The 19,704-nt window shown below is 66.1% G+C and carries 19 protein-coding genes; 6 read left to right on the plus strand and 13 right to left on the minus strand.

Annotated features, from left to right (window positions below):
* Positions 1-2 precede the first annotated feature (2 nt).
* From RND64_RS19250 to RND64_RS19260, 3 genes are all read right to left on the minus strand, one after another.
* Positions 3-1,550 (minus strand): adenylate/guanylate cyclase domain-containing protein, encoded by a 1,548-nt coding sequence (locus tag RND64_RS19250; RefSeq protein ID WP_049699978.1) that lies wholly within the window; start codon positions 1,548-1,550, stop codon positions 3-5.
* Positions 1,551-1,576: 26 nt separating this feature from the next.
* A complete protein-coding gene (locus RND64_RS19255) occupies positions 1,577-2,920 on the minus strand; it encodes an NAD-dependent succinate-semialdehyde dehydrogenase (RefSeq protein ID WP_049700111.1) in 1,344 nt (447 codons plus the stop codon).
* Positions 2,921-3,152: 232 nt separating this feature from the next.
* Positions 3,153-4,439: an adenylosuccinate synthase gene (locus RND64_RS19260; protein ID WP_049699979.1), complete on the minus strand. Its 1,287-nt coding sequence runs from the start codon at positions 4,437-4,439 to the stop codon at positions 3,153-3,155.
* A 155-nt stretch (positions 4,440-4,594) separates the two neighbouring features.
* Between RND64_RS19260 and RND64_RS19265 the strand changes: the two genes are divergently transcribed.
* Positions 4,595-5,221 carry a hypothetical protein gene (locus tag RND64_RS19265; protein ID WP_049700112.1) on the plus strand — a complete coding sequence of 209 codons (627 nt, stop codon included), beginning with the start codon at positions 4,595-4,597 and terminating at the stop codon, positions 5,219-5,221.
* On the plus strand, positions 5,218-6,081 hold the full coding sequence (locus RND64_RS19270) for a site-2 protease family protein (RefSeq protein WP_049699980.1): 864 nt from the start codon (positions 5,218-5,220) through the stop codon (positions 6,079-6,081). The genes RND64_RS19265 and RND64_RS19270 overlap by 4 nt, the downstream gene beginning before the upstream one ends.
* A 25-nt stretch (positions 6,082-6,106) precedes the next feature.
* On the opposite strand, the gene RND64_RS19275 is transcribed toward RND64_RS19270, so the two are convergent.
* Together RND64_RS19275 and RND64_RS19280 are read right to left on the minus strand one after the other, a co-directional pair.
* On the minus strand, positions 6,107-6,907 hold the full coding sequence (locus RND64_RS19275; protein ID WP_049699981.1) for a polysaccharide deacetylase family protein: 801 nt from the start codon (positions 6,905-6,907) through the stop codon (positions 6,107-6,109).
* Positions 6,908-6,982: 75 nt separating this feature from the next.
* Positions 6,983-7,900, minus strand: a complete 918-nt coding sequence (locus RND64_RS19280; protein ID WP_049699982.1) for a cation diffusion facilitator family transporter — start codon at positions 7,898-7,900, stop codon at positions 6,983-6,985.
* 135 nt (positions 7,901-8,035) lie between these two features.
* On the opposite strand from RND64_RS19280, the gene RND64_RS19285 reads away from it, so the two are divergent.
* Positions 8,036-8,452 carry a DUF2568 domain-containing protein gene (locus RND64_RS19285; protein WP_049699983.1) on the plus strand — a complete coding sequence of 139 codons (417 nt, stop codon included), beginning with the start codon at positions 8,036-8,038 and terminating at the stop codon, positions 8,450-8,452.
* Between the two features lie 2 nt (positions 8,453-8,454).
* On the opposite strand, the gene RND64_RS19290 is transcribed toward RND64_RS19285, so the two are convergent.
* Both RND64_RS19290 and RND64_RS19295 read right to left on the minus strand, forming a co-directional pair.
* A complete protein-coding gene (locus RND64_RS19290) occupies positions 8,455-9,570 on the minus strand; it encodes an FUSC family protein (protein ID WP_049699984.1) in 1,116 nt (371 codons plus the stop codon).
* On the minus strand, positions 9,567-10,034 hold the full coding sequence (locus tag RND64_RS19295) for a DUF3151 domain-containing protein (RefSeq protein ID WP_049699985.1): 468 nt from the start codon (positions 10,032-10,034) through the stop codon (positions 9,567-9,569). Before RND64_RS19295 ends, RND64_RS19290 begins: the two co-directional genes overlap by 4 nt.
* A 260-nt stretch (positions 10,035-10,294) precedes the next feature.
* Here RND64_RS19295 and RND64_RS19300 point away from each other — a divergent pair, with 260 nt between their 5' ends.
* A complete protein-coding gene (locus RND64_RS19300) occupies positions 10,295-12,724 on the plus strand; it encodes an Rv0361 family membrane protein (protein ID WP_049699986.1) in 2,430 nt (809 codons plus the stop codon).
* 229 nt (positions 12,725-12,953) lie between these two features.
* Here RND64_RS19300 and RND64_RS19305 read toward each other — a convergent pair whose 3' ends face one another.
* Together RND64_RS19305 and fbaA are read right to left on the minus strand one after the other, a co-directional pair.
* Entirely contained in the window at positions 12,954-13,148 is a 195-nt protein-coding gene (locus RND64_RS19305) for a hypothetical protein (protein ID WP_160318054.1), read from the minus strand.
* 78 nt (positions 13,149-13,226) lie between these two features.
* Complete coding sequence (gene fbaA, locus RND64_RS19310; RefSeq protein ID WP_049699988.1) at positions 13,227-14,261, minus strand: class II fructose-bisphosphate aldolase; 1,035 nt, start codon at positions 14,259-14,261, stop codon at positions 13,227-13,229.
* A 177-nt stretch (positions 14,262-14,438) separates the two neighbouring features.
* Between fbaA and RND64_RS19315 the strand changes: the two genes are divergently transcribed.
* Positions 14,439-15,167 (plus strand): VTT domain-containing protein, encoded by a 729-nt coding sequence (locus tag RND64_RS19315; RefSeq protein WP_049699989.1) that lies wholly within the window; start codon positions 14,439-14,441, stop codon positions 15,165-15,167.
* A 168-nt stretch (positions 15,168-15,335) separates the two neighbouring features.
* On the plus strand, positions 15,336-16,073 hold the full coding sequence (locus tag RND64_RS19320) for a DedA family protein (RefSeq protein ID WP_049699990.1): 738 nt from the start codon (positions 15,336-15,338) through the stop codon (positions 16,071-16,073).
* Positions 16,074-16,082: 9 nt separating this feature from the next.
* On the opposite strand, the gene RND64_RS19325 is transcribed toward RND64_RS19320, so the two are convergent.
* The 4 genes from RND64_RS19325 to RND64_RS19340 form a co-directional block, all read right to left on the minus strand.
* Positions 16,083-16,790, minus strand: coding sequence for a TrmH family RNA methyltransferase (locus RND64_RS19325; protein WP_049699991.1), 708 nt, complete (start codon positions 16,788-16,790; stop codon positions 16,083-16,085).
* A gap of 4 nt (positions 16,791-16,794) precedes the next feature.
* The gene (locus RND64_RS19330) at positions 16,795-17,373 is read right to left on the minus strand and encodes a phosphoribosyltransferase family protein (RefSeq protein WP_049699992.1); all 579 of its coding nucleotides are present in this window, start codon (positions 17,371-17,373) and stop codon (positions 16,795-16,797) included.
* An 81-nt stretch (positions 17,374-17,454) separates the two neighbouring features.
* Positions 17,455-18,402 carry a hypothetical protein gene (locus tag RND64_RS19335; RefSeq protein ID WP_049699993.1) on the minus strand — a complete coding sequence of 316 codons (948 nt, stop codon included), beginning with the start codon at positions 18,400-18,402 and terminating at the stop codon, positions 17,455-17,457.
* A 244-nt stretch (positions 18,403-18,646) separates the two neighbouring features.
* On the minus strand, positions 18,647-19,660 hold the full coding sequence (locus RND64_RS19340) for a D-2-hydroxyacid dehydrogenase (protein ID WP_152930108.1): 1,014 nt from the start codon (positions 19,658-19,660) through the stop codon (positions 18,647-18,649).
* Positions 19,661-19,704 lie beyond the last annotated feature (44 nt).

Consider the following 19,704-nt stretch of genomic DNA (forward strand, 5'->3'; position numbering starts at 1 on the left):
GGTCAGTCGTCGACCACCGCGGCGTAGACGCGCGTCTCCTCGGTACGCCCACGCAGCGAGGTCGTCTCCTGTTCCTCCCAGTGGGCGGCTTCCCGCGCGTTCGCGACGTCGACGGTTCGTCCGGACGCCAGCGGTCGACGGGGATCGCGCTTGGCGAGTTCGGACAACCGCGCGCTCTCGTTGACCGGGTCGCCGATGATCGTGTACTCGAACCGTTCGATCGCCCCGACGTTGCCTGCGACCGCGGGCCCGAAGCCGACCCCGATCCCCGCGGACAGTTCTGGCACCCGACGCTCGAGTTCCCGAGCGATCTCGCGGGCTGTGCACAGCGCGGCACCCGCGGCGTCGTCGAGGTCGATCGGTGCACCGAAGATGGCGAGCACGGCGTCGCCCTCGAACTTGTTGACCAGTCCGCGCTGTTGCTCGACGGCCCGCACGATCACCGCGAAGAAGCGGTTCAGGATCTCCACGACCTCTGTCGGAGATCGTTCGGCGGCCAGCGTCGTCGAACCGATCACGTCGACGAACAGTGCCGCGACCGTGCGTTCGGTTCCGCCGAGTGCGGGGTCGGAGCTCAACGCCGCTTCGGCAACCTCACGACCGACGTGGCGGCCGAACAGATCTCGCATCCGCTCGCGCTCACGCAGGCCACTGACCATCGAGTTGAAGCCCACCTGCAGGTCGCCGAGTTCGGTGCCGTCGTAGACGACGAGGTCGACGTCGACATTGCCCGCCTGCACCTTGTTCATCCCGTTGCGGACACTCCGCAGCGGACCGGTGACACTCGTCGTGGTCAGCCACGTCAGGAGTAGCCCGGTACCGAGTGAGATCACCGCGAGCACGAACACACCGACGAAGAGGTCGAGCTTGCTGGTGTCCTGGCGGAACGCCCCGAAGGACACCAGAAGCAGGATGCCGACGATCGGCGTTGCCGACCCGACGATCCACGCGACCACCGCGCGAGACAGCACGCCGGAACGCTTGCGACGTCGGTAACCCGCACTGATCAGATCCGCGGACACCGGCCGGAGCGCGAGCTCGATCAACAGGTACGTGACACCGACGACCACGGCACCCGACAACCCGATGACGAAGAACATCTTCGGGATGAGCATCGGACTCTGGATCCCGTACATGATGGTGAACATCACGACCGCTCCGAGCCAGAGCGCGGCCTGCAGTCGCAGCAGCCTGCCCGCGACGCGCCTCGTCCGGCGTGCGTCGGCCGCGGTCGGCGGCTGTCGTCGAATCGCCCAGCGCAGGTCGCGGGTGATGGTGTAGGTACCCCAGCCGATTCCGATGACGAAGGCGAGCGCCACGTAGATCGGCACCGCGATGTAGTTGATCCACCACATCTCCGGCGCGAACGTCGACGGTTCGGGGATGCCGACGGACGACAGCGAGATGGTGACGACAGCACCGACGAAATTGGAGAGGACGATCGACCCGGTGAGGATCGTCTGGATACGAACGCGCCGTTTGGTTGGACCGTCACTCGCCGACCCGAGCAGGACCGAGCCGTAGTCGCGTTCCCCCCTGCCGCGGATCATCCACCTACTGTGTCACAGGCAGCGAGTCAGCTGATCCGGATCATCTTCTTGTTGACGAACTCGTCGATGCCGAAACGTCCGAGCTCTCGACCGAAGCCCGAACGCTTCACGCCGCCGAACGGCAACTCCGCACCTTCGGCGCCGACGGCGTTGACGAAGACCATTCCGGCCTCGATCTTGTCGGCGACGCGTAGCGCCTGGTCGGCGTCGGTGGTGAAGACATACGACCCCAGACCGAAGGGCGTGTCATTGGCAAGTTCGACGGCGGCGTCTTCACCCGACACCTTGTAGACGGTCGCGATCGGGCCGAACAGCTCCTGCTTGGCGACGATCGAGTCGGGGTCGACGCCGGTCAGCACGCCGGGCGGGAAGTAGGCGCCCTTGCGTTCGCCTGACGACTCGAGGCTCGCGCCGGTGGCCAGCACTGAATTCACCTGCTCCTCAAGGCGCTCGGCAGCAGCAACCGATGAGAGCGGCCCCAGTCCCTCTCCGGCGGCCTTGACCTTCTCGGTGAACTTGACGATGAAATCGTCGTAGACACTCTCGTCGACGATGAAGCGCTTCGCGGCGTTGCACGCCTGACCGGTGTTCTCGAATCGTCCGTCGACCGCTGCCGACACCGTTGCGTCGAGGTCGTCGGTCGACAGCAGGATGAACGGGTCCGACCCGCCGAGTTCGAGGACGACCTTCTTCAGGTTCCGGCCGGCAACCTCCGCGACGGCGGCGCCCGCGCGCTCCGATCCGGTCAGCGAGACACCCTGCACGCGCGGGTCGGCGATCGCCTCGGCGATCTGCTCGTTGGTGGCGTAGACGTTCACGTACGCGCCGACCGGGTACCCGGCGTCGAGGAAGATCTGCTGCAGGGCGGCAGCGGATTCGGGGCATTGCGGGGCGTGCTTGAGCACAATTGTGTTGCCCAGCACCAGGTTTGGACCGGCGAATCGCGCGACCTGATAGTAGGGGTAGTTCCACGGCATGATGCCGAGCAGCACGCCGACTGCGCTGCGTCGGATGAACGCCGACCCCTCACCCTCGAGCAGCGCGATCGGCTCGTCTGCGAGGAACTTCTCGGCATTGTCGGCGTAGTACTCGTAGATCGCGGCGCTGAACTCGACCTCGCCGACGGACTGGTCGTACGGCTTGCCCATCTCGCGGACGATGATCTTGGCGAGCTCGTCTTTGCGCTCGGTGTGCAGTTCGCCGACGCGACGGATCAGCGCAGCCCGCTCGGCGACCGTCGAGTTCTTCGACCACGTCGCGAACGCATCCGACGCCGCGGTGATCGCCGCTTCGACCTGCTCATCGGTGGCGGTCGGATACTCCTTGACGACGTCGCCGGTCGCGGGGTCGACGACTTGGTACAAGCTCATTGCGATTCTCCTCGTCTGCACGCACGGCCGCTCGGCCGACTTCACCTACGAATGTAGTAGTCGACGAGGCCGCGCGCTGAGTGAATCGACAATTTTACGACCCGATTGTTGCGGAATCCGCAACTCATGCCAGCGCTATGTCACGGTTTTCGGTGACAACCGGCCACTTCTTGACGGATTCCGTACAGTCCTGTCGCTGGGGTGTGAATCTCCCGGTGAGGAGTCCGATCTCTCAGATGATGGCCCGGCGGACGATCGTCTGGTCACGGCCGGGGCCGACGCCGATGCACGAGATGTGCGCGCCCGAGAGCTCTTCGAGTCGCAGCACGTAATCCTGGGCGGTCTTCGGCAGGTCGTCGAATGTCTTGCACTGTGAGATGTCTTCCCACCAGCCGGGCATGTACTCGTAGACCGGCTTGGCGTGATGGAAGCCGGTCTGGGTCATCGGCATCTCGTCGACGCGCTCGCCGTCGACCTCGTAGGCGACACAGATCGGGACGCGGTCGAGGCTGGAGAGCACGTCGAGCTTGGTCAGGAAGTAGTCGGTGATGCCGTTGATGCGCGTCGCATAGCGGGCGATCACGGCGTCGAACCAACCGCAGCGACGGGCGCGACCGGTGGTCACGCCGACCTCGCCGCCGGTCTTCGCTAGGTACTCGCCCCACTCGTCGAACAACTCGGTCGGGAACGGCCCCGAGCCGACGCGCGTGGTGTAGGCCTTCAGGATGCCGAGCACCGTGGTGATCTTGTTCGGTCCGATACCCGACCCGACCGCAGCGCCGCCGGCCGTCGGATTCGACGACGTCACATACGGGTACGTGCCGTGGTCGACGTCGAGCAGCGTGCCCTGCGAACCCTCGAGCAGCACCGTCTCGCCGCGTTCGAGCGCCTCGTTGAGCAGGGGCTGCGTATTGGCGATGCGATGCTTGAAGCCCTCGGCCTGGGTGAGGACCTCGTCGACGACCTGCGCGGGTTCGAGTGCGCGGCGGTTGTAGATCTTGACCAGGATCTGGTTCTTGAGTTCGAGTGCGGCCTCGACCTTCTGCGCGAAGATCTTCTCGTCGAGGACGTCGGCTGCGCGCACGCCGACGCGCGCGATCTTGTCCTGGTAGCAGGGTCCGATGCCGCGTCCGGTCGTGCCGATCTTCTTGTTGCCCAGGAATCGTTCGGTGACCTTGTCGATCGCCACGTGATAGGGCATCAGCAGGTGGGCGTCGGCCGAGATCATCAGGCCGGTGGTGTCGACATCGCGGTCCTCGAGACCGCTCAGTTCGGTGAGCAGCACCCCGGGGTCGACGACGACGCCGTTGCCGATGACGTTGTTGACGCCCGGCGTGAGGATGCCCGAGGGGATCAGGTGCAGGGCGAACGTCTCACCATTCGGGAGAACGACGGTGTGACCCGCGTTGTTGCCGCCCTGGTAGCGAACAACCCACTGCAGCTTCTCGCCGAGTAGATCGGTCGCCTTGCCCTTGCCCTCGTCGCCCCACTGGGCGCCGATAAGCACGATCGCTGCCATGTCCCCTACTCCTTAGTCGCGCGCATGCGGAACGCGCCGTAACGGACCTACCCTACTTGCTGACCGGGCAGAACCCTTGGGCGACGCCCCGACATCGACGTTGCGGCCCGACTACGCTCGTCGGCGTGTCCCATGCAGTTATCTCGTCGTCGACGGTGATCGTCGACGACGCCCGGCAGACTCCACCGCCCCGCAAGGCGGTACGACGAGTCGTCGAGAGCGCGCTTTCCGACGCCCCGAGCCGGTTGATCGTCGAGCCCGGCGACTGCGCGCACCCCGACGTCCTGCTCGCCGAGGTGGTCGCGATCCTGATGATCACCGAACGACTCGACGTCGAGGTCGCGTACACGCCGAGTGTCGCCACCCCGGCGACTCGCCGCTACGGTCTACCGCACGGACAAGCGGCCGTCGACCTCGCACGTGACGGCGACGCTCACGACCTGCCGCTGATCCGCGACGACGCCGCCACCGTCCTCGTCGGCTTCGCACGACACCTCGGCGCCGAGGGCGCAAAGTTGCACGGCGAGAGCTATGTCGACGACGCCCGCCTGTTCACCGGTTCGGTACGCGGTGTGCGGATCGAACCGACCCGCGAGGCACCAGGCGTACGCGCCCGCGTCGAACGCACACTCCGGCCGGGCAGCTGGCACGTCGGGCGCGCGGCACAGACCGGCGGGAGCAACCTCGTCGTCGAGCGTGAAGGCGTCCTGACCGAGCGGACGGTCAAACGCTCGACGTTCTACCGCCACCACATCGACTGGAAGCTGGTCTGCCACTCATGACGGGCAATGCGTGGGCGAGCGGTCGGTCGGGGCATCCGACGCGCGGCGAGATTGCCCGCGCGATACGGCCGGGATGGCTGTTCTTCGCGTTCATCGCCGTCGCGGCCGTCGGCGGCTGGATGTGCGCGGTCTCGGCACCCGGTCGCAACGCGATGTCGATCGGCGGAACCCTGCTGCTCGTACTCGCCGGCTGGGTCATCTCACTGTGTCTGCACGAATTCGGCCACGCCGTCACCGCGTTCCGGTTCGGCGATCGCAATGCCGAACTGCGCGGCTACCTCACGCTCAACCCGATGCGCTATACGCATCCGGGGTTGTCACTCGGCCTGCCGCTGCTGATCATTCTGCTGGGCGGTATCGGATTCCCCGGCGGCGCTGTATATCTCGACGAACGCGGCATGACCAATCGCCAGAAGACGCTGGTCTCACTCGCCGGGCCCGCGATGAACATCATGCTCGCGGCGATCCTGTTGCTCGTCATCCGCATCGCGGCACCCGACGCCTACATCCCCCTCCACTCGGGTCTGATGTCGGGGATGATTCTCGCCGTCGACGGCATCAATCTGTGGGCGGCACTGGCGATGCTCGCCTTCTTGCAGATCACCGCGGCCGTGCTCAACCTGATCCCGATGCCGGGTTTCGACGGCTACAACGCCATCGAGCCGTACCTGTCGCAGCAGACACGCGCGAACGCCGCCAAGATCGCGCCCTACGGGTTCCTGATCGTGTTCGCGCTACTGTTCATTCCTCAACTGAACGCCGCCTTCTTCGACCTCATCCGCTGGCTGTTCGAATTGTCGGGCGTGCCATCGAATCTCGCGAACCAGGGCTGGAACGTCTTCATGTTCTGGCGGACGTGATGTACCAGCGGGGCCGTATCGCAACTCACGCCCTGCGCGTGACGAAGTAGTCGTCGAGCGTGACCATGTTGAGTCGACGCTCGCGAATGATCTCCACCAGCGTCGGATACACGTGGGTCACCGGCGGATGATTGGCATGGCCGATGATCACGGTCTGCGGATGGAAGTACTGCCGCGCGCACTGCACCAGATAGCGCTCGGTGATCAATCCCGAGTCCGAGAGCGACCCGAACCACAGCACGGGAGTCGTGTATCCGAGTTCTGCGGCCACGGCGTCGACCGTGTCGTTGTGGTAGCCGTACGGCGGACGAAAGAACGGAGTGCCGTCGACGCCGAACGTGTTGCGTAGGAACCGCTTACACCGCGACAGCTCGTCCGCGACACCCTCGGTCGAGAGTGATGTCAGATCGGCGTGGGTCCACGTGTGATTGCCGAGCTGGATCTGACCGGATTCGACGAGCGGCCGTAGCTCGGCCTTGTGGTCTGTCCAGGAATCAAAGCCGCCGGTGACGAAGAAGGTGAACCGCGCGCCCGTGTCCCGCGCGAATCGGATGTACGCACCGACCACCTCGGAGCTCGCGCCGTCGTCGACGGTCAGCGCGAGATGCCTTCCCGTACCCGGCAATCCGGTCAGTGTGCCCGCGGGAACCGGAACCCTTCGTGCAACGTCGGGTGGTGGTACCTGCGGAACCGGCGTCTGCGCAACCGATTTCGGAGTCGGCGACATCGGATTGGTCGACGGCAAGGCCGTCGGCGCCGACGCGTCGACGCGCGCTGTCGCACATCCCCCGAGCGCAGTGACCAACCCTGCAGCCAAGACGGTCATGAACCCCCTACGTCTCACGGCTGTGAAGATAGCCCACCAAGGTGGCGTGAGGGCAACGAGATCGAGTGTGTCGCGTTACCAGCCCATATCGTCGCGACAGCGCTTGCCCGCTTGGTCCGGATCGACCTGAATCGTCGCGTGGGTGAGGCCGTGGCGGGCCAGCACGGCGCGCGCCTGCGGGAGCACCTCGTCGTTGGGACAGTTGCTCGCCAGATGCACTGTCGCGACGTCCATTCCGGTGGTCAGCGACCAGACGTGCAAATCGTGGACGTCGATGACCTCGGGGATCGCTGCGAGCTCGTGCTCGAGGGCGTCGACGTCGACGTGATCGGGCGCCTGCTGGTTGAGAATGCGCAGGGCATCGCGGGCCAGACGCACCGCTCGGGGTACCACCCAGATCGCGATCAGGACCGCGACGACGATGTCGGCGTAACCCCAACCCGTCGTCATCGTCACGATGCCCGCGACCAGCACGCCGACACTGCCGACGGCGTCGGCCAGCACCTCCATGTATGCCCCGCGCACGGCGATCGACTCCTTGGAGTCCGCACGTAGCAGCAGCATCATCGCGACATTGACAGCCAGGCCGATCAGCGCCACCACGACGAGCGTCAGCCCGGGCACTTCCGGGTCGGAGCCGATGCGTCGGATCGCCTCGTACAGGACGAAGACCGCGACACCGATCAGCAGGACCGCATTGGCAACAGCGGTGAAGACCTCAGCGCGATGCCACCCGAAACTCCGCTCGGCGGTCGTCGATCCGTGGCGTGCGAGCAAAAGTGCGACGAGACCCATCAGGAGCGCGACGACGTCGGTCAACATGTGCCCGGCGTCGGCGATCAATGCCAGCGAGTTGACGGCGATTCCGACGCCGAGCTCGACGAAGAAATACGTCCCGATCATCGCCACGGCGACGACCATCGGCCAGATGCGCCGATTCGACGTCGCGGCCCCGGTGCCGTGCGAGTGCGTGTGTGTATGCGAGTGACCCATGGTCTCGTCAATATATGCATCTTTTCGCATATATGACAAGGGTTAGGGTCGCCTAAATCTCTACATCGAGGCCGATTCAGTTGAAACGAGATCACTGCTCTTGTTTTTCAAGCCGCATGGGCGCAGACTCGAATCATGAACAAGAGCACCGCTCTCGAAACTGCTGGGCGGCACGCCACCGAGCCCAGTCAACTGTCTGGCCTGCGTGATTACACCTGGGGTGCGCTGGTATTCGCTGTCGAGGTCATGCTCTGGACGGCCGCGGTGGCGGTCGGCTATCACTGGGGCGCGGCATTCGCGGGTCCCGCCGCAGGCGTACTGCTCGGTGTGGTCGCGCTCGCGGTGATCGGCGGTGTGTGGGGGCGTTGGATGTCGCCCAAAGCGCGACGCCGCCTCGCTCTGGTCCCGCGTATCGCGCTCGGTATTTGTCTCATCGTCCTCGCGGCAGCCGCGTCGAGCGCACTGATCGGTGTCGCCGGCGCAATCGGTTGCGCCGCGGTGGCGGTGCCGACCTTCGCGATGGGACAACGCGCGATCGACGGCAAAGCCTGAGTTCAGCGCAGCGTCGCCTGTGCGGAGGAGCGTCGAAGTCCGCACACCATCAGCAGGTCGATCAGCAGCGAACGTATCTCCGCCAGCAGCGCGGTCTCACTCATGCCACTCTCGGCGACCAGTTCGGCGCGAGCCTTACGCGCGATCGTGCGCAGTACCCGCGCGGCGTCGGCAGGGTCGGGCGATTCGCCGGGGTCTGCCAGCATCATTCGACGCAGCGTCTCGAAGGCGTCGCCGAGGTCGTCGATGATCTCGATCAGTTCGGGGCGGAGCTTCTCGCCGCGCTGCGTCATCCCGAGCGCGCGACGAGCGACGATCCGGAAGTTTCGTACCCCGTTGTCGATGGGGTCGGCCGTCGCGGCGATTCTCTGCAGTCGTATTCGTTGCCGCCAATGCAGCGGCGAGATGGTGCTGATCTCTTTGCCGCCACGCATGTCCGAGCGCATGGTGTTGATCGCGGCCTGGGTTCCGCGCGCACTCTCGAGCGCCGAGAACACCACGTCGGCATCTCCGACCCGCAGCCCTGCCGCGAGAGTCTTCGCGGCGTCGCGCATCGTCGCCAGAATCCCGGCGGCATCACGCCGCCCACGCGACGCCGGGTTCGCAGGGAGAAGCGCACCCACGGCGATGCCGACGAGTCCGCCGATCAACGCGTCGAAAGCGCGGTAGTACCCACCGGCCTCGCCGGGCGGCAGAAGCGTTGCGACGAGGACCGCAGACGACGCCGCCTGCATCGGGATCAGCGGACCGTCGTCGAGAAACACGGCTGTCGCCATCGCGAGTGCGACGACGACCATGATCTGCCAGGTCCCCGAGCCGATCCGAGAGATGAGCAGATCACCGATGAGAATGCCGATGGAGACGCCGACGACGAGTTCGACGGCGCGGCGCCAACGCTGACCGAGCGACAGCCCCAGCGAGATGACGGCCGCGATCGGCGCGAAGAACGGGCGTGAGTGATGGAGCAGGTCGAGCGCGATCCACCACGCCAGACCTGCCGCGATCGAGCACTGCAGGATCGGCTGCAGCGAGAGATATAGCCGCCGAATGCGGGTACGCAGGGGGCGCGGCAGCGCGTTGACCCTGGCGCTGACCCGCGAACGCAGCGTTGCGATCACACCAGGCCGAGTTGTTCTGCCGCGGTCGGGTCGCTTTCGTTCAGGAGGTCGAGGCAGCGCAGGTACTCGTCGCGCTCGCCGATGACTCGAGCAGCTCTGGCCAGCGCACCGACACAGCGCAGGAAGCCCTGATTGCCCTCGTGCGCCCACGGGACGGGTCCGAATCCCTTCCACCCGTTGCGGCGCAGCTGGTCGAGCCCGCGGTGGTACCCGGTGCGGGCGTAGGCGTATGCGGCGATCACGTCGTCGACGTTTGGTGTCTGCTCACCCGCGGGTTCGCCGTCAGCTCCGACGCCGCCCGCTGTCAATGCCGCTTCTGCCAGATATGCCCAGGCGATCGACGCTGTGGGATGTTCCGCAGCTACCGCAGCCGGCGAAGCACCGTTGAGCAGGTCCGATTCGGCCTCGTCGTCTCCCGGGAGGAGCGTCGGTTGGGGGCCCATCAAGTCTCCGAAGGAAGTCACTCCTCTATTCAAGCATCGAGCCGCGACACGGTGTCCGCTCCGGTCAACACACACCGACCGGTCGGCGGCGTGGCGCGCCGCGCGACGCCCTCCGCGGCATCTGTGCGCCGGTAGTAGTCTTCGCTGATGCCCATCCCCTGCCCGGGTGCCCGCGACAACGGCGATTCGCTAGGGTGAATGGCGCACTTGGTCGCTGAACGGCCCCGATGCCGCGGTGCGCCGCAGAATCCACTTGCTCGAGGAAGGAATGGTGATCGACGATGCCTCAATCCGGTGATCGGAAATCGGCTGTCACCAAGGCCTTCTCGGTGATACGCAAGAAGGCCGCCGAACGCCTGGAGGGGGCGTCGAGCCGGACCTACTCGTCGCCGACCAAGAACTCGGCCGCGGCTGCGCCCACCGCCCGACCATCGACGCCCAGCGAGACTGCGGGCACTAAGCAGTCGGCGGACAAGGAAAAACCGGCGGGCGCCGAGGCGACAACTGGCACGGATACACAATCGGGGGAATCGGGAACATCTGTGGACAAGTCTCAGGTCGATGAAGCGGGCGCCGGCGGCGCGCAGGGGACAGATTCACGGCCGAGCGGCCCGAAGCCCCGTGGAGGTCGAGGCATCGACTCCGCGACCAAAGTGATCTCGCGAGATCAGCTTCCCGACCCCAGCACGCTTGACGACCTCGACGACATCGACCCCCTCGCGGGCGGCACCGAGGCCGACGACGCCGACTCCGCAGCAACTGCCACAGAGAGTTCAGAGGCGAAGAGTTCGGACAGCGAGAGCTCGGACGACAAGCGCCCAGTAGTGAAGGTCGCCGGGACGGCCTCGCCGAGCGCCACCGACACCACGGTGATCAATCGCGACGACCTGCCGGACACCAGCGACATGCCCGACCTCGACGACGTCGACATCACAGGCACCGACTCTCCGGAAGAGTCCAACGCTGAAGAGACCGCTGGCAGCGAGGACACCGACAGCGCCGAGACAATCGACAGCGCAGAGAAGCCAGACGGCGCAGAAGAAACCGACAGCGCAGAAGAGGCCGATCAGGGCAACGCGGGGAAGATCGCGGCCGCGGGCGCGGTCGCAGCGGGAGTCGCAGGCGCGGCCGCTGTAGAGGCGCACGACACCGACGACGCCGAGACCGACGAGACCGACACAGACGAGAAGGCAGTCGAAGAGAGCGACACCGACGAGAAGGTAGTCGACGAGACAGCCGACGACGCCGCCGAGTTCCCTGCGGCTGACGAGTCGTCTGCCGCCGAAATCGAAGACGCCGACGACACCGCGGACGCCGTCGCTGCCGACCGCGCCGAGGCGGAGTCCGAAGCGAAGCTCGACGACGCCGATCCCGAAACCGTCGACGCCACCGATGCCGAGCACGAGAAGGAAGACGCCGAAGCTCGCCTCGAAGCCTTCGAAGCGACCACGGACGCGGGTGACCTGAGCGTCGAAGAAGCCGCAACCGACGGAGACATCGGCGACTTCGAGCCCATCGACGAGATCGACCAGGCCGACGAGCCAGGCGACGAAACACCAACGGCCGCAGCGGCTTCGGCGGCTGCTGCCACCTCCGCGGCCGCTGCCACTTCCGCGGCCGCCGTCTCATCCGAGTCCGACGACACCGCCGACACCGAGGCCGGCACCGAGACTGGCGTCGACGACGAGACAGTTGCCGAAGACGAGACCGAGCACGGCGACGCACCCGCCGAGGTTGACGACGTCGACGACGCATCGGCTGAGGCCGAGCCCGAAACCGACGCCGAACAAGCCGACGCCGAACAAGCCGACACCGACGGGGCGGCCGACGCGGAAACCGCAGAAGATGACAGCACTTCTGTCGATGAAGAGCTCACCGACGAAGAGCCCGTCGAGGAAGAGCTCACCGACGAGGAACCCACAGGCGAAGAGCTCACCGACGAGCAGCCCGCTGACGACGAAGACACCATCGACGGCGAGGCGGAGACCGTCGCGCTGAAGGCACAGAAGCCCGACGCCCCGACAGACAGCACCACCAGCGACAGCGCCACCACCGACAAGGTGAACATCGGCAAGGGCGCCGCGGTTGTCGGTGGCGCGGCTGCCGCGGGAGCCGCCGCAGTCGGAGCGGGCGCAGCAGCAGGGTCCACAGCGAAGACCGCACAAACGTCGGCGGCTCGTCCCTCGACGTCTTCCGGTTGGTCGACCACCCCGCACCAGCCCCAGGTGATTCCGCCTGCCGGAACGTCGACGCCGACTCCTGCGAAGAGCAAGGGAGGCTCCAGTCGTCGTGTGCTGCTGACAGTCGGAGCGCTCGTCGTCCTGGCGCTGATCGTCGTGGGAGTTGTGTGGGGCGTTATCGCATCGCGCGCCAAGCCTGCAGCCGACCAGGCTGCCGACACAGCGTCGAAGTTCTCCACCGCCCTCTACAACGGCGACCTCTCGACCCTGCGGTCAGTGACGTGCGGCCAGGAGAATCAGTTCTATACCAACATCTCCGACGCAGATTTCCAGAAGATCTACTCGGCGCAGAAGGCGCGCAACGAGTTGGTCCGCACCGGAGACATCAAGGCGTCGAAGGTGACCGACGACGGGGCCAAGGCGGTCGTCGAGGTGACTGCCTACCAAACCAGCAAGCCCAACGAGCCTCAGACCGTCACCATCAATCTCCAGAAGGACGGCAGCGACTGGAAGGTCTGCACGCCGCGGTGACCGGTCGCAGGGCGCCAGGTCCCGTACGCGACGACATACCCGGCACAGGGTGGGTGCCGGGTGGCCACGCGCCGGTCCACCGTCCGACGACCCAGCCGTTACGGGTTACGCCTCGACCAGCGCGACGCTCCTACGTCCCGTCCGCCGACGCGCCGGGCGCCATACCGTCCGTCCATCCGGCTCACCACGACGCTCCTGCGCGGCGCCCCGATCCTCGGAGCGTTCATTCTCAGCGGGTCAGGGTGCAGCGTCGAGCCGACCCCTCGGTGATCTGCGCGGCCATCGCCATGGCCGTGTTGGCACTGACCGTCGCCGTCGGATTGATCTGGTCCTGACCGCACTCAGCGCGTAGGCCCGTTGTTGCGGTTGCCCAGAGGCTCGGAAACCGCGCTTCTGGGCAACCGCAACTCGCGGCCGATCGCATCCTCTTCCGCCACCCCGACACAAACAACGCGCGCCCCCTCCCGAACCGAGAGAGGGCGCGCGTTGTGTGAGAGAAAAGTCAGGCGCTGATCGACTTGCCGTTCGACTTCAGGTCGTCGCACGCCTCGACGACGCGCTCGGACATGCTGGTCTCGGCCTTCTTCGACCAGACGCGCGGGTCGTAGGCCTTCTTGTTGCCGACCTCGCCGTCGACCTTCAGCACGCCGTCGTAGTTGCTGAACATGTGCCCGGCGATCGGTCGCGTGTAGGCGTACTGGGTGTCGGTGTCGACGTTCATCTTGACGACGCCGTAGGTGAGCGCTTCCTCGATCTCGCTCTTGAGCGAGCCCGATCCGCCGTGGAACACGAAGTCGAACGGCTTGGAGCCCTCGGGCAGGCCGAGCTTCTTGCTGGCGACGTCCTGGCCCAGCTTGAGCACATCGGGACGCAGCTTCACGTTGCCAGGCTTGTAGACGCCGTGGACGTTACCGAAGGTGGCCGCGAGCAGGTACTTGCCCTTCTCACCCGCGCCGAGCGCGTCGACGGTCTTCTCGAAGTCCTCAGCAGAGGTGTAGAGCTTGTCGTTGATCTCCGCCTCGACACCGTCTTCTTCACCACCGACGACGCCGATCTCGACCTCGAGGATGATCTTCGCCGCAGCGGCCTTGGCGAGCAGTTCCTGCGCGATCTCGAGGTTCTCGTCGATCGGCACAGCGCTGCCGTCCCACATATGCGACTGGAACAGCGGATTCTTGCCGGCGTCGACGCGCTCCTGGGAGATCGCGAGCAGCGGACGCACGTAGGTGTCGAGCTTGTCCTTGGGACAGTGGTCGGTGTGCAGCGCGATCGTCACGTCGTACTTGGCGGCAACCACGTGCGCGAACTCGGCGAGCGCAACCGCGCCCGTCACCATGTCCTTGACGCCGAGGCCCGAGCCGAACTCGGCCCCACCGGTGGAGAACTGGATGATGCCGTCGCTCCCGGCATCGGCGAAGCCCTTGATGGCCGCATTGATCGTCGACGACGAGGTGCAGTTGATCGCGGGAAATGCGTAGCCACCCTCCTTCGCCTTCGCGTACATCTCGGCGTACTGCTCTGGGGTTGCAATGGGCATGTCACGTCCTCCAACCGGGTGGGATCTCACACTTCGAGCTCTGTTGAGTCCCCCTCAGTATGGCAAGTGCCACTCCAGCGCGTGCAGGACGCTCTCACCTGCGTCTAAACCTCCGCGTCGACGCCTGCGCCCGCGCGCGAATAGGACGCTTTGTCCGTTTCCGCTACCCTCGGAGCCGTGACCGCCTCTGTTCTCGACGCCACAGCCCCCGTTCTCGCAGCAACGACGACCGACCTCGCCCTCCTCCCCGGCTTCCTCGACCCCGTCAACCTGCTGAACTCCTTCGGCACCTGGATTCTCGCCGGACTGCTGTTGGTGGTCTTCATCGAGTCAGGACTGCTCTTCCCGCTACTCCCAGGCGACTCACTGCTCTTCACCGCGGGCCTGATCGTGGCTGCGAAGTCGGCCGACATCGAGCCGTTCGCCCCACTGTGGGTGTTGCTGGTGACCATTCCGATCGCGGCGTTCCTCGGCGACCAGGTCGGGTACCTCATCGGCAACAGACTCGGGTACTCCCTGTTCAAGCCGGACGCCCGCATCTTGAAGCAGTCCTACATCGTCGAGGCCCACGAGTTCTTCGAGAAGCACGGCCCCATCACGATCTTCCTGGCGCGCTTCGTGCCGATCGTGCGCACCTATGCACCGCTGGTCGCCGGAGCTGCAAAGATGCGCTACTCGACGTTCCTCGCCTACAACGCGATCGGCGCAGTCGTCTGGGGTGCAGGCGTCACGCTCCTGGGCTACTTCCTCGGCCAGATCGCATTCATTCGCGACAACGTCGACGTGATCTTCCTGCTGATCGTCTTCATCTCGGTGCTCCCGATCATCTCCGAGGTGGTCAAGCGCTGGCGGCGCTCCCGCCAACCCGTCGTCGAAGAGAAGGTCGACGCCGCGGAGCGCGCATAGGACACCGCCCCGGCATAAGACACCGCCGCGTAGCGGACATAGTGGACGCCGCGGTGTAGCGCTCCTTCGATGGGGCTGCGCCACATTCGGCACTGCACGCCGGGCACGGCCGCTTCTGACAGCCACTCATTAGCTCTCGGACAGCTTCGCCAAGTAGCCTGGTGACCCGTGATCGACACCGCACTTGCCCATACGACCACCGTGGTCGCTCTCCCCGGCATTCTCGACCCCATCAACGTGCTGAGCTGGTTCGGCGCCTGGGCGTTCTGGGGGCTGCTCCTGGTCGTCTTCATCGAGTCGGGTGTGCTGTTCCCGGTCCTCCCCGGTGACTCGCTGCTGTTCGTCGCGGGCATGGTGGTCGCGGCAGGCGGTAAGGACGGCATCGACCAGTTCGCGTCGCTATGGCAGCTGTTGGTCTTCGTGCCGATCGCCGCGATCCTCGGCGGTCAGGTGGGTTATTGGATCGGCCGATTCATCGGGACCGAGATGTTCAAACCCGATGCCCGGTTCCTCAAGGAGCGCTATCTGATCGAGGCGCAGGAGTTCTTCGACAAGCACGGCCCGATCACCATTTTCCTGGCCCGCTTCGTGCCCATCGTGCGCACCATCGCTCCGATCGTCGCAGGCGCCGCACGCATGAAGTGGTCGGTGTTCGCGCTCTACAACGTGATCGGCGCCATCGTCTGGGGTGCCGGCATCGTTCTGCTCGGCTACTGGCTCGGCCGGTTCGAGGTGGTGCAGAAGCTCATCGAGCCGATCTTCATCCTGATCGTCATCCTGTCGATCGCCCCTATGCTCATCGAGTGGTATCGCCGACGACGCGCCGCGAAGAAGGTCGCGACCGACGCTGTCGCGACCTCGGAGGCGACGGCGACGGCCGATCCGCACTCCTCCGACAACGTCTGACGCCTGGCGTCACCACGCGTCGTCGAGGTCGGCGTGTTGCCGAATCCACGCGTGCATGGCGATTCCCGCGGCCACCCCGGCGTTGATGCTCCGTGTTGATCCGAACTGCGCGATCGACACCGTCAGGTCCGCCTGCGCTTGGGCGTCGTCACTGACGCCTGGCCCCTCCTGACCGAAGAGCAGTACGCATTCGCGTGGGAGATCAGCAGTTTCCAGCGGTACCGACCCCGGAGTGTTGTCGACGGCGACCACGGCGAGACCGTTATCGCGCGCCCACGTCATCAGCTCCGACACCGAATCGTGGTGCAGCAGATGCTGATAGCGATCGGTCACCATTGCTCCGCGTCGATTCCAGCGGCGTCGTCCGACGATGTGCACCGCCAACGCGGCAAACGCATTCGCGGTCCGCACCACGGTCCCGATGTTGGCGTCGTGCGCGAAGTTCTCGATGGCCACATGAAACGGGTGTCGACGCGCGTCGATGTCATCGACGATCGCCTCGCGGCGCCAATACCGGTATGCATCAACGACATTCCGGGTATCACCCTCGGCGAGCAGTTCCGGGTCGTAGCGCGGATCGTCGGGGATTCGACCATCCCGTTCGACGTCCCACGGCCCCACTCCGACGGCGGGCCGTGCCTGCCATTCGGTGGGCCCGGGTACGTCCGAACCCTCGGGCGAGTCAGATCCCTCAGGCGACATGCCGCCGGTCGACATCGCCTCAGGCAAGCCCGATGTCGGCGAGACCGAGGAGAGATCGGTACGGCACACCGAGTTTCGTGATCACGTCGTCGGCGCCGGTTGCGCGGTCGACGACGGTCGCAACACCCACCACAACGGCTCCGGCCTCGCGCGCAGCCGCCACAGCGGTTGCCGGCGAATTGCCCGTGGTGCTGGTGTCCTCGACGATCAGCACCGCTTTGTCTGCGATGTCCGGGCCCTCTACCTGACGCTGCATTCCGTGCGCCTTGGCCGCCTTGCGCACCACGAATGCGTCGATGGGGCGTCCGGGCGCGTGCATGATCGCGGTCGCAACCGGGTCGGCACCCAACGTCAGTCCGCCGACCGACTGGTATCCCCAGTCGGCGGTGAGTTGACGCATGAGCTTGCCGATCAGCGGCGACGCCTCGTGATGCAGCGTGGCGCGTCGCAGGTCGACGTAGTAGTCGGCTTCACGTCCTGACGACAACGTCACCTTGCCGTGCACCACAGACAGTTCGGCGACGAGTCGCGCGAGCGCCGCGCGGGCGTCGCCGTCGACCTCGGGGGTCGCGGATGCGGAGGGCGTTGAGGAGGTCACAGTCGGCTCACTCTTCCTGCTCGTGCGTCGCGGTCGGGATATCTCGATGGCTGATTGTGTCTCGAAAGCTGCGTGAAACGCTCAGTCACGACGATGATGCCGATTGGAGCGCTCACCCGTCTCGGGCGGCTGCGCACTGCGTGATCGCCGCACCGGCATCGGGGTCATGCCGCGGCCGGTCGACGGCGTCGACGCACGCCTGGCTCCGGTCTCACTCTGCGGTTGCTCGGCCTGTGGTGGCTGGCCCTGTGGTTGCTGGTTCTGGGGTGGCGGTTGGCGGCGTGTCGCGGGAGCTGCTGCCTCCTGCGCCTGAATGCGCGCCCGACGTTCCTTGTCGCGCATCGACTCGGTCTTCTCGTCGGCGAACTCTTCGCGCGTCGGCCCGTGCGGATCGCGCGGGTCCGGCGGATCCTGGGGGTCCTGCACCGGCGGGAGTACACGCAGCAGGTCAGCGAAGCGTCGAACCACTTCGAGTCCCGTGTCGAGCTTGGTCGCGTCATCGGTCAACGGCATCGAACCGAGCGCCCAATTACCTTCGTCCCACAGCACCTCGACGTACGACGGCGCGTTGTTGGCCAGCGCGACCATCCTCCGGTCACACACCCGTCGTGCGACGTCGAGGTCGTTGGAGAACATGACACGCGGTCCCATCGCACCGAGCAGTTCGACGTCGTCCTCGGCGGGCGCGAGCACGTCCTCGTGGCGAAGGTCGACGATCACGTTCGACGGCGCATTGCGGCGTACCGCGATGACGGTTGCGGTATCAGCGAGGTCGAAGACGACAGCCTCGGCACCGCCATAAACTCCGTATGCGACATCTTGAACCCCGACGCCGTCGGGAACATTCATCGTCGCGCGGTGGAACACCTTGCGCAGCTTGGTATCTGAGGCACGGTAGGAGAAGTCGTGGGCATCACCCCACACGGCACGCCGGTGGCGGGTGCCGCTGGAACGCTTGCGGTCGAGCCACAGCAGGGCCGCCGCACCGGCCAGCGCCACGGCTGCGATCACGAAATAGACGATGGTCATCGCGCTACAGCCTACTTCAGGGGCACGCCGCTGATCGAGAATGCCTCGCTGCTGATCGAGCGCGCCCCACCCAACCGCTGATCGAGCCCACCCCCGCTGATCGAGCTTGTCGAGATCACCGACCGAGCCCACCAACAGAGGCGCACCGTGGTTTCGACACGGCAGCTCGCTACGCTCGCGGCCTGCTCAACCAGCAGAAGACCCCCGCTGATCGAGCGCCCCCCGCTGATCGAGCTTGTCGAGATCACCTCCCCGACGCCACGTACCCCCGCCGCTTGTCGACGACGTTCCGCAGAGCCGTCGACAACTCCTCGCCGCCGGCCTGGCGCCCAGCCTCGACGTACCGCCGCAAATTGTCGAGCACCTGATCGGCGAGCTCGTCGCGCCACCCCACGACGTCGCCGCTCATATGCGCCGAGATCGCGACGTTGTCGAAGTCCCACAGGGGGCTGTCGTCGGGCAGCGGTTCGGTGACGAACACATCGAGCGACGCCGCGCCGATCCCGCCGCTGCGCAGCGCGTCGGCCAACGCCGCCTCGTCGACGAGCCTGCCCCTGCCGACGTTGACAAGGTGCGCGTCGGAACGCATCGCCGAGAGCACCGACGCGTCGATCATGCCCTCGGTCTGCGCGGTGAGCGGCGCCACGACGACCACGTTGTCGAATTCGCCGACGTACGTGCTCAATTCGTCGGTTGCGCGCACCTCGCCGAAGTCGGGATCGTCGTGACGTGCCGTGCGCCCGGCGCCGGTCACGCGCATCCCGACGGCGCGCAGCAGCCGCGCGATCGCCCGTCCGATCCCACCGGTCCCGATGACCAACACCGACGACCCAGCGGTCCGTGTCGTCTCGCGCCACACCCAGTCGTGCGACGACTGCAGGCGCGCCGATTCGTGTAAGCGCTTGTCCCGCGCCAGGATCGACGCCAGCACGAACTCCGCGATCGGTTGGTCGAAGACGCCGTGTGCGTTGGTCACCACGATGTCGGAGTCGGCGAGCTCGTCGAACAGCAACGAATCGACGCCCGCGGCGCAGACGTGCACCCAGCGCAGCGATTGTGTTGCGCCGCCCCAGTTGTCGCGCAGAGCGCGAGAGAAGAAGTCCCACACGACGAGAACATCGGCACCCGGCAGCACCTGCGGCAATGTCTCGACGGTGCACTGCCGCACGTCGGCCAGCGCCTCGAGTTCGGCGAGGTTGTAGGGACCCGGCGCGTCGTCGGCGCCGAGGAGGACGAGTTGCGGCTTGGTGGACGTCACACCCGCCACCGTATCCGTGTACGCACCCACCGGAAACAGCACCC

The sequence above is a fragment of the Gordonia sp. w5E2 genome (assembly GCF_036540975.1).
Classification (GTDB): Bacteria; Actinomycetota; Actinomycetes; order Mycobacteriales; family Mycobacteriaceae; genus Gordonia; species Gordonia jacobaea.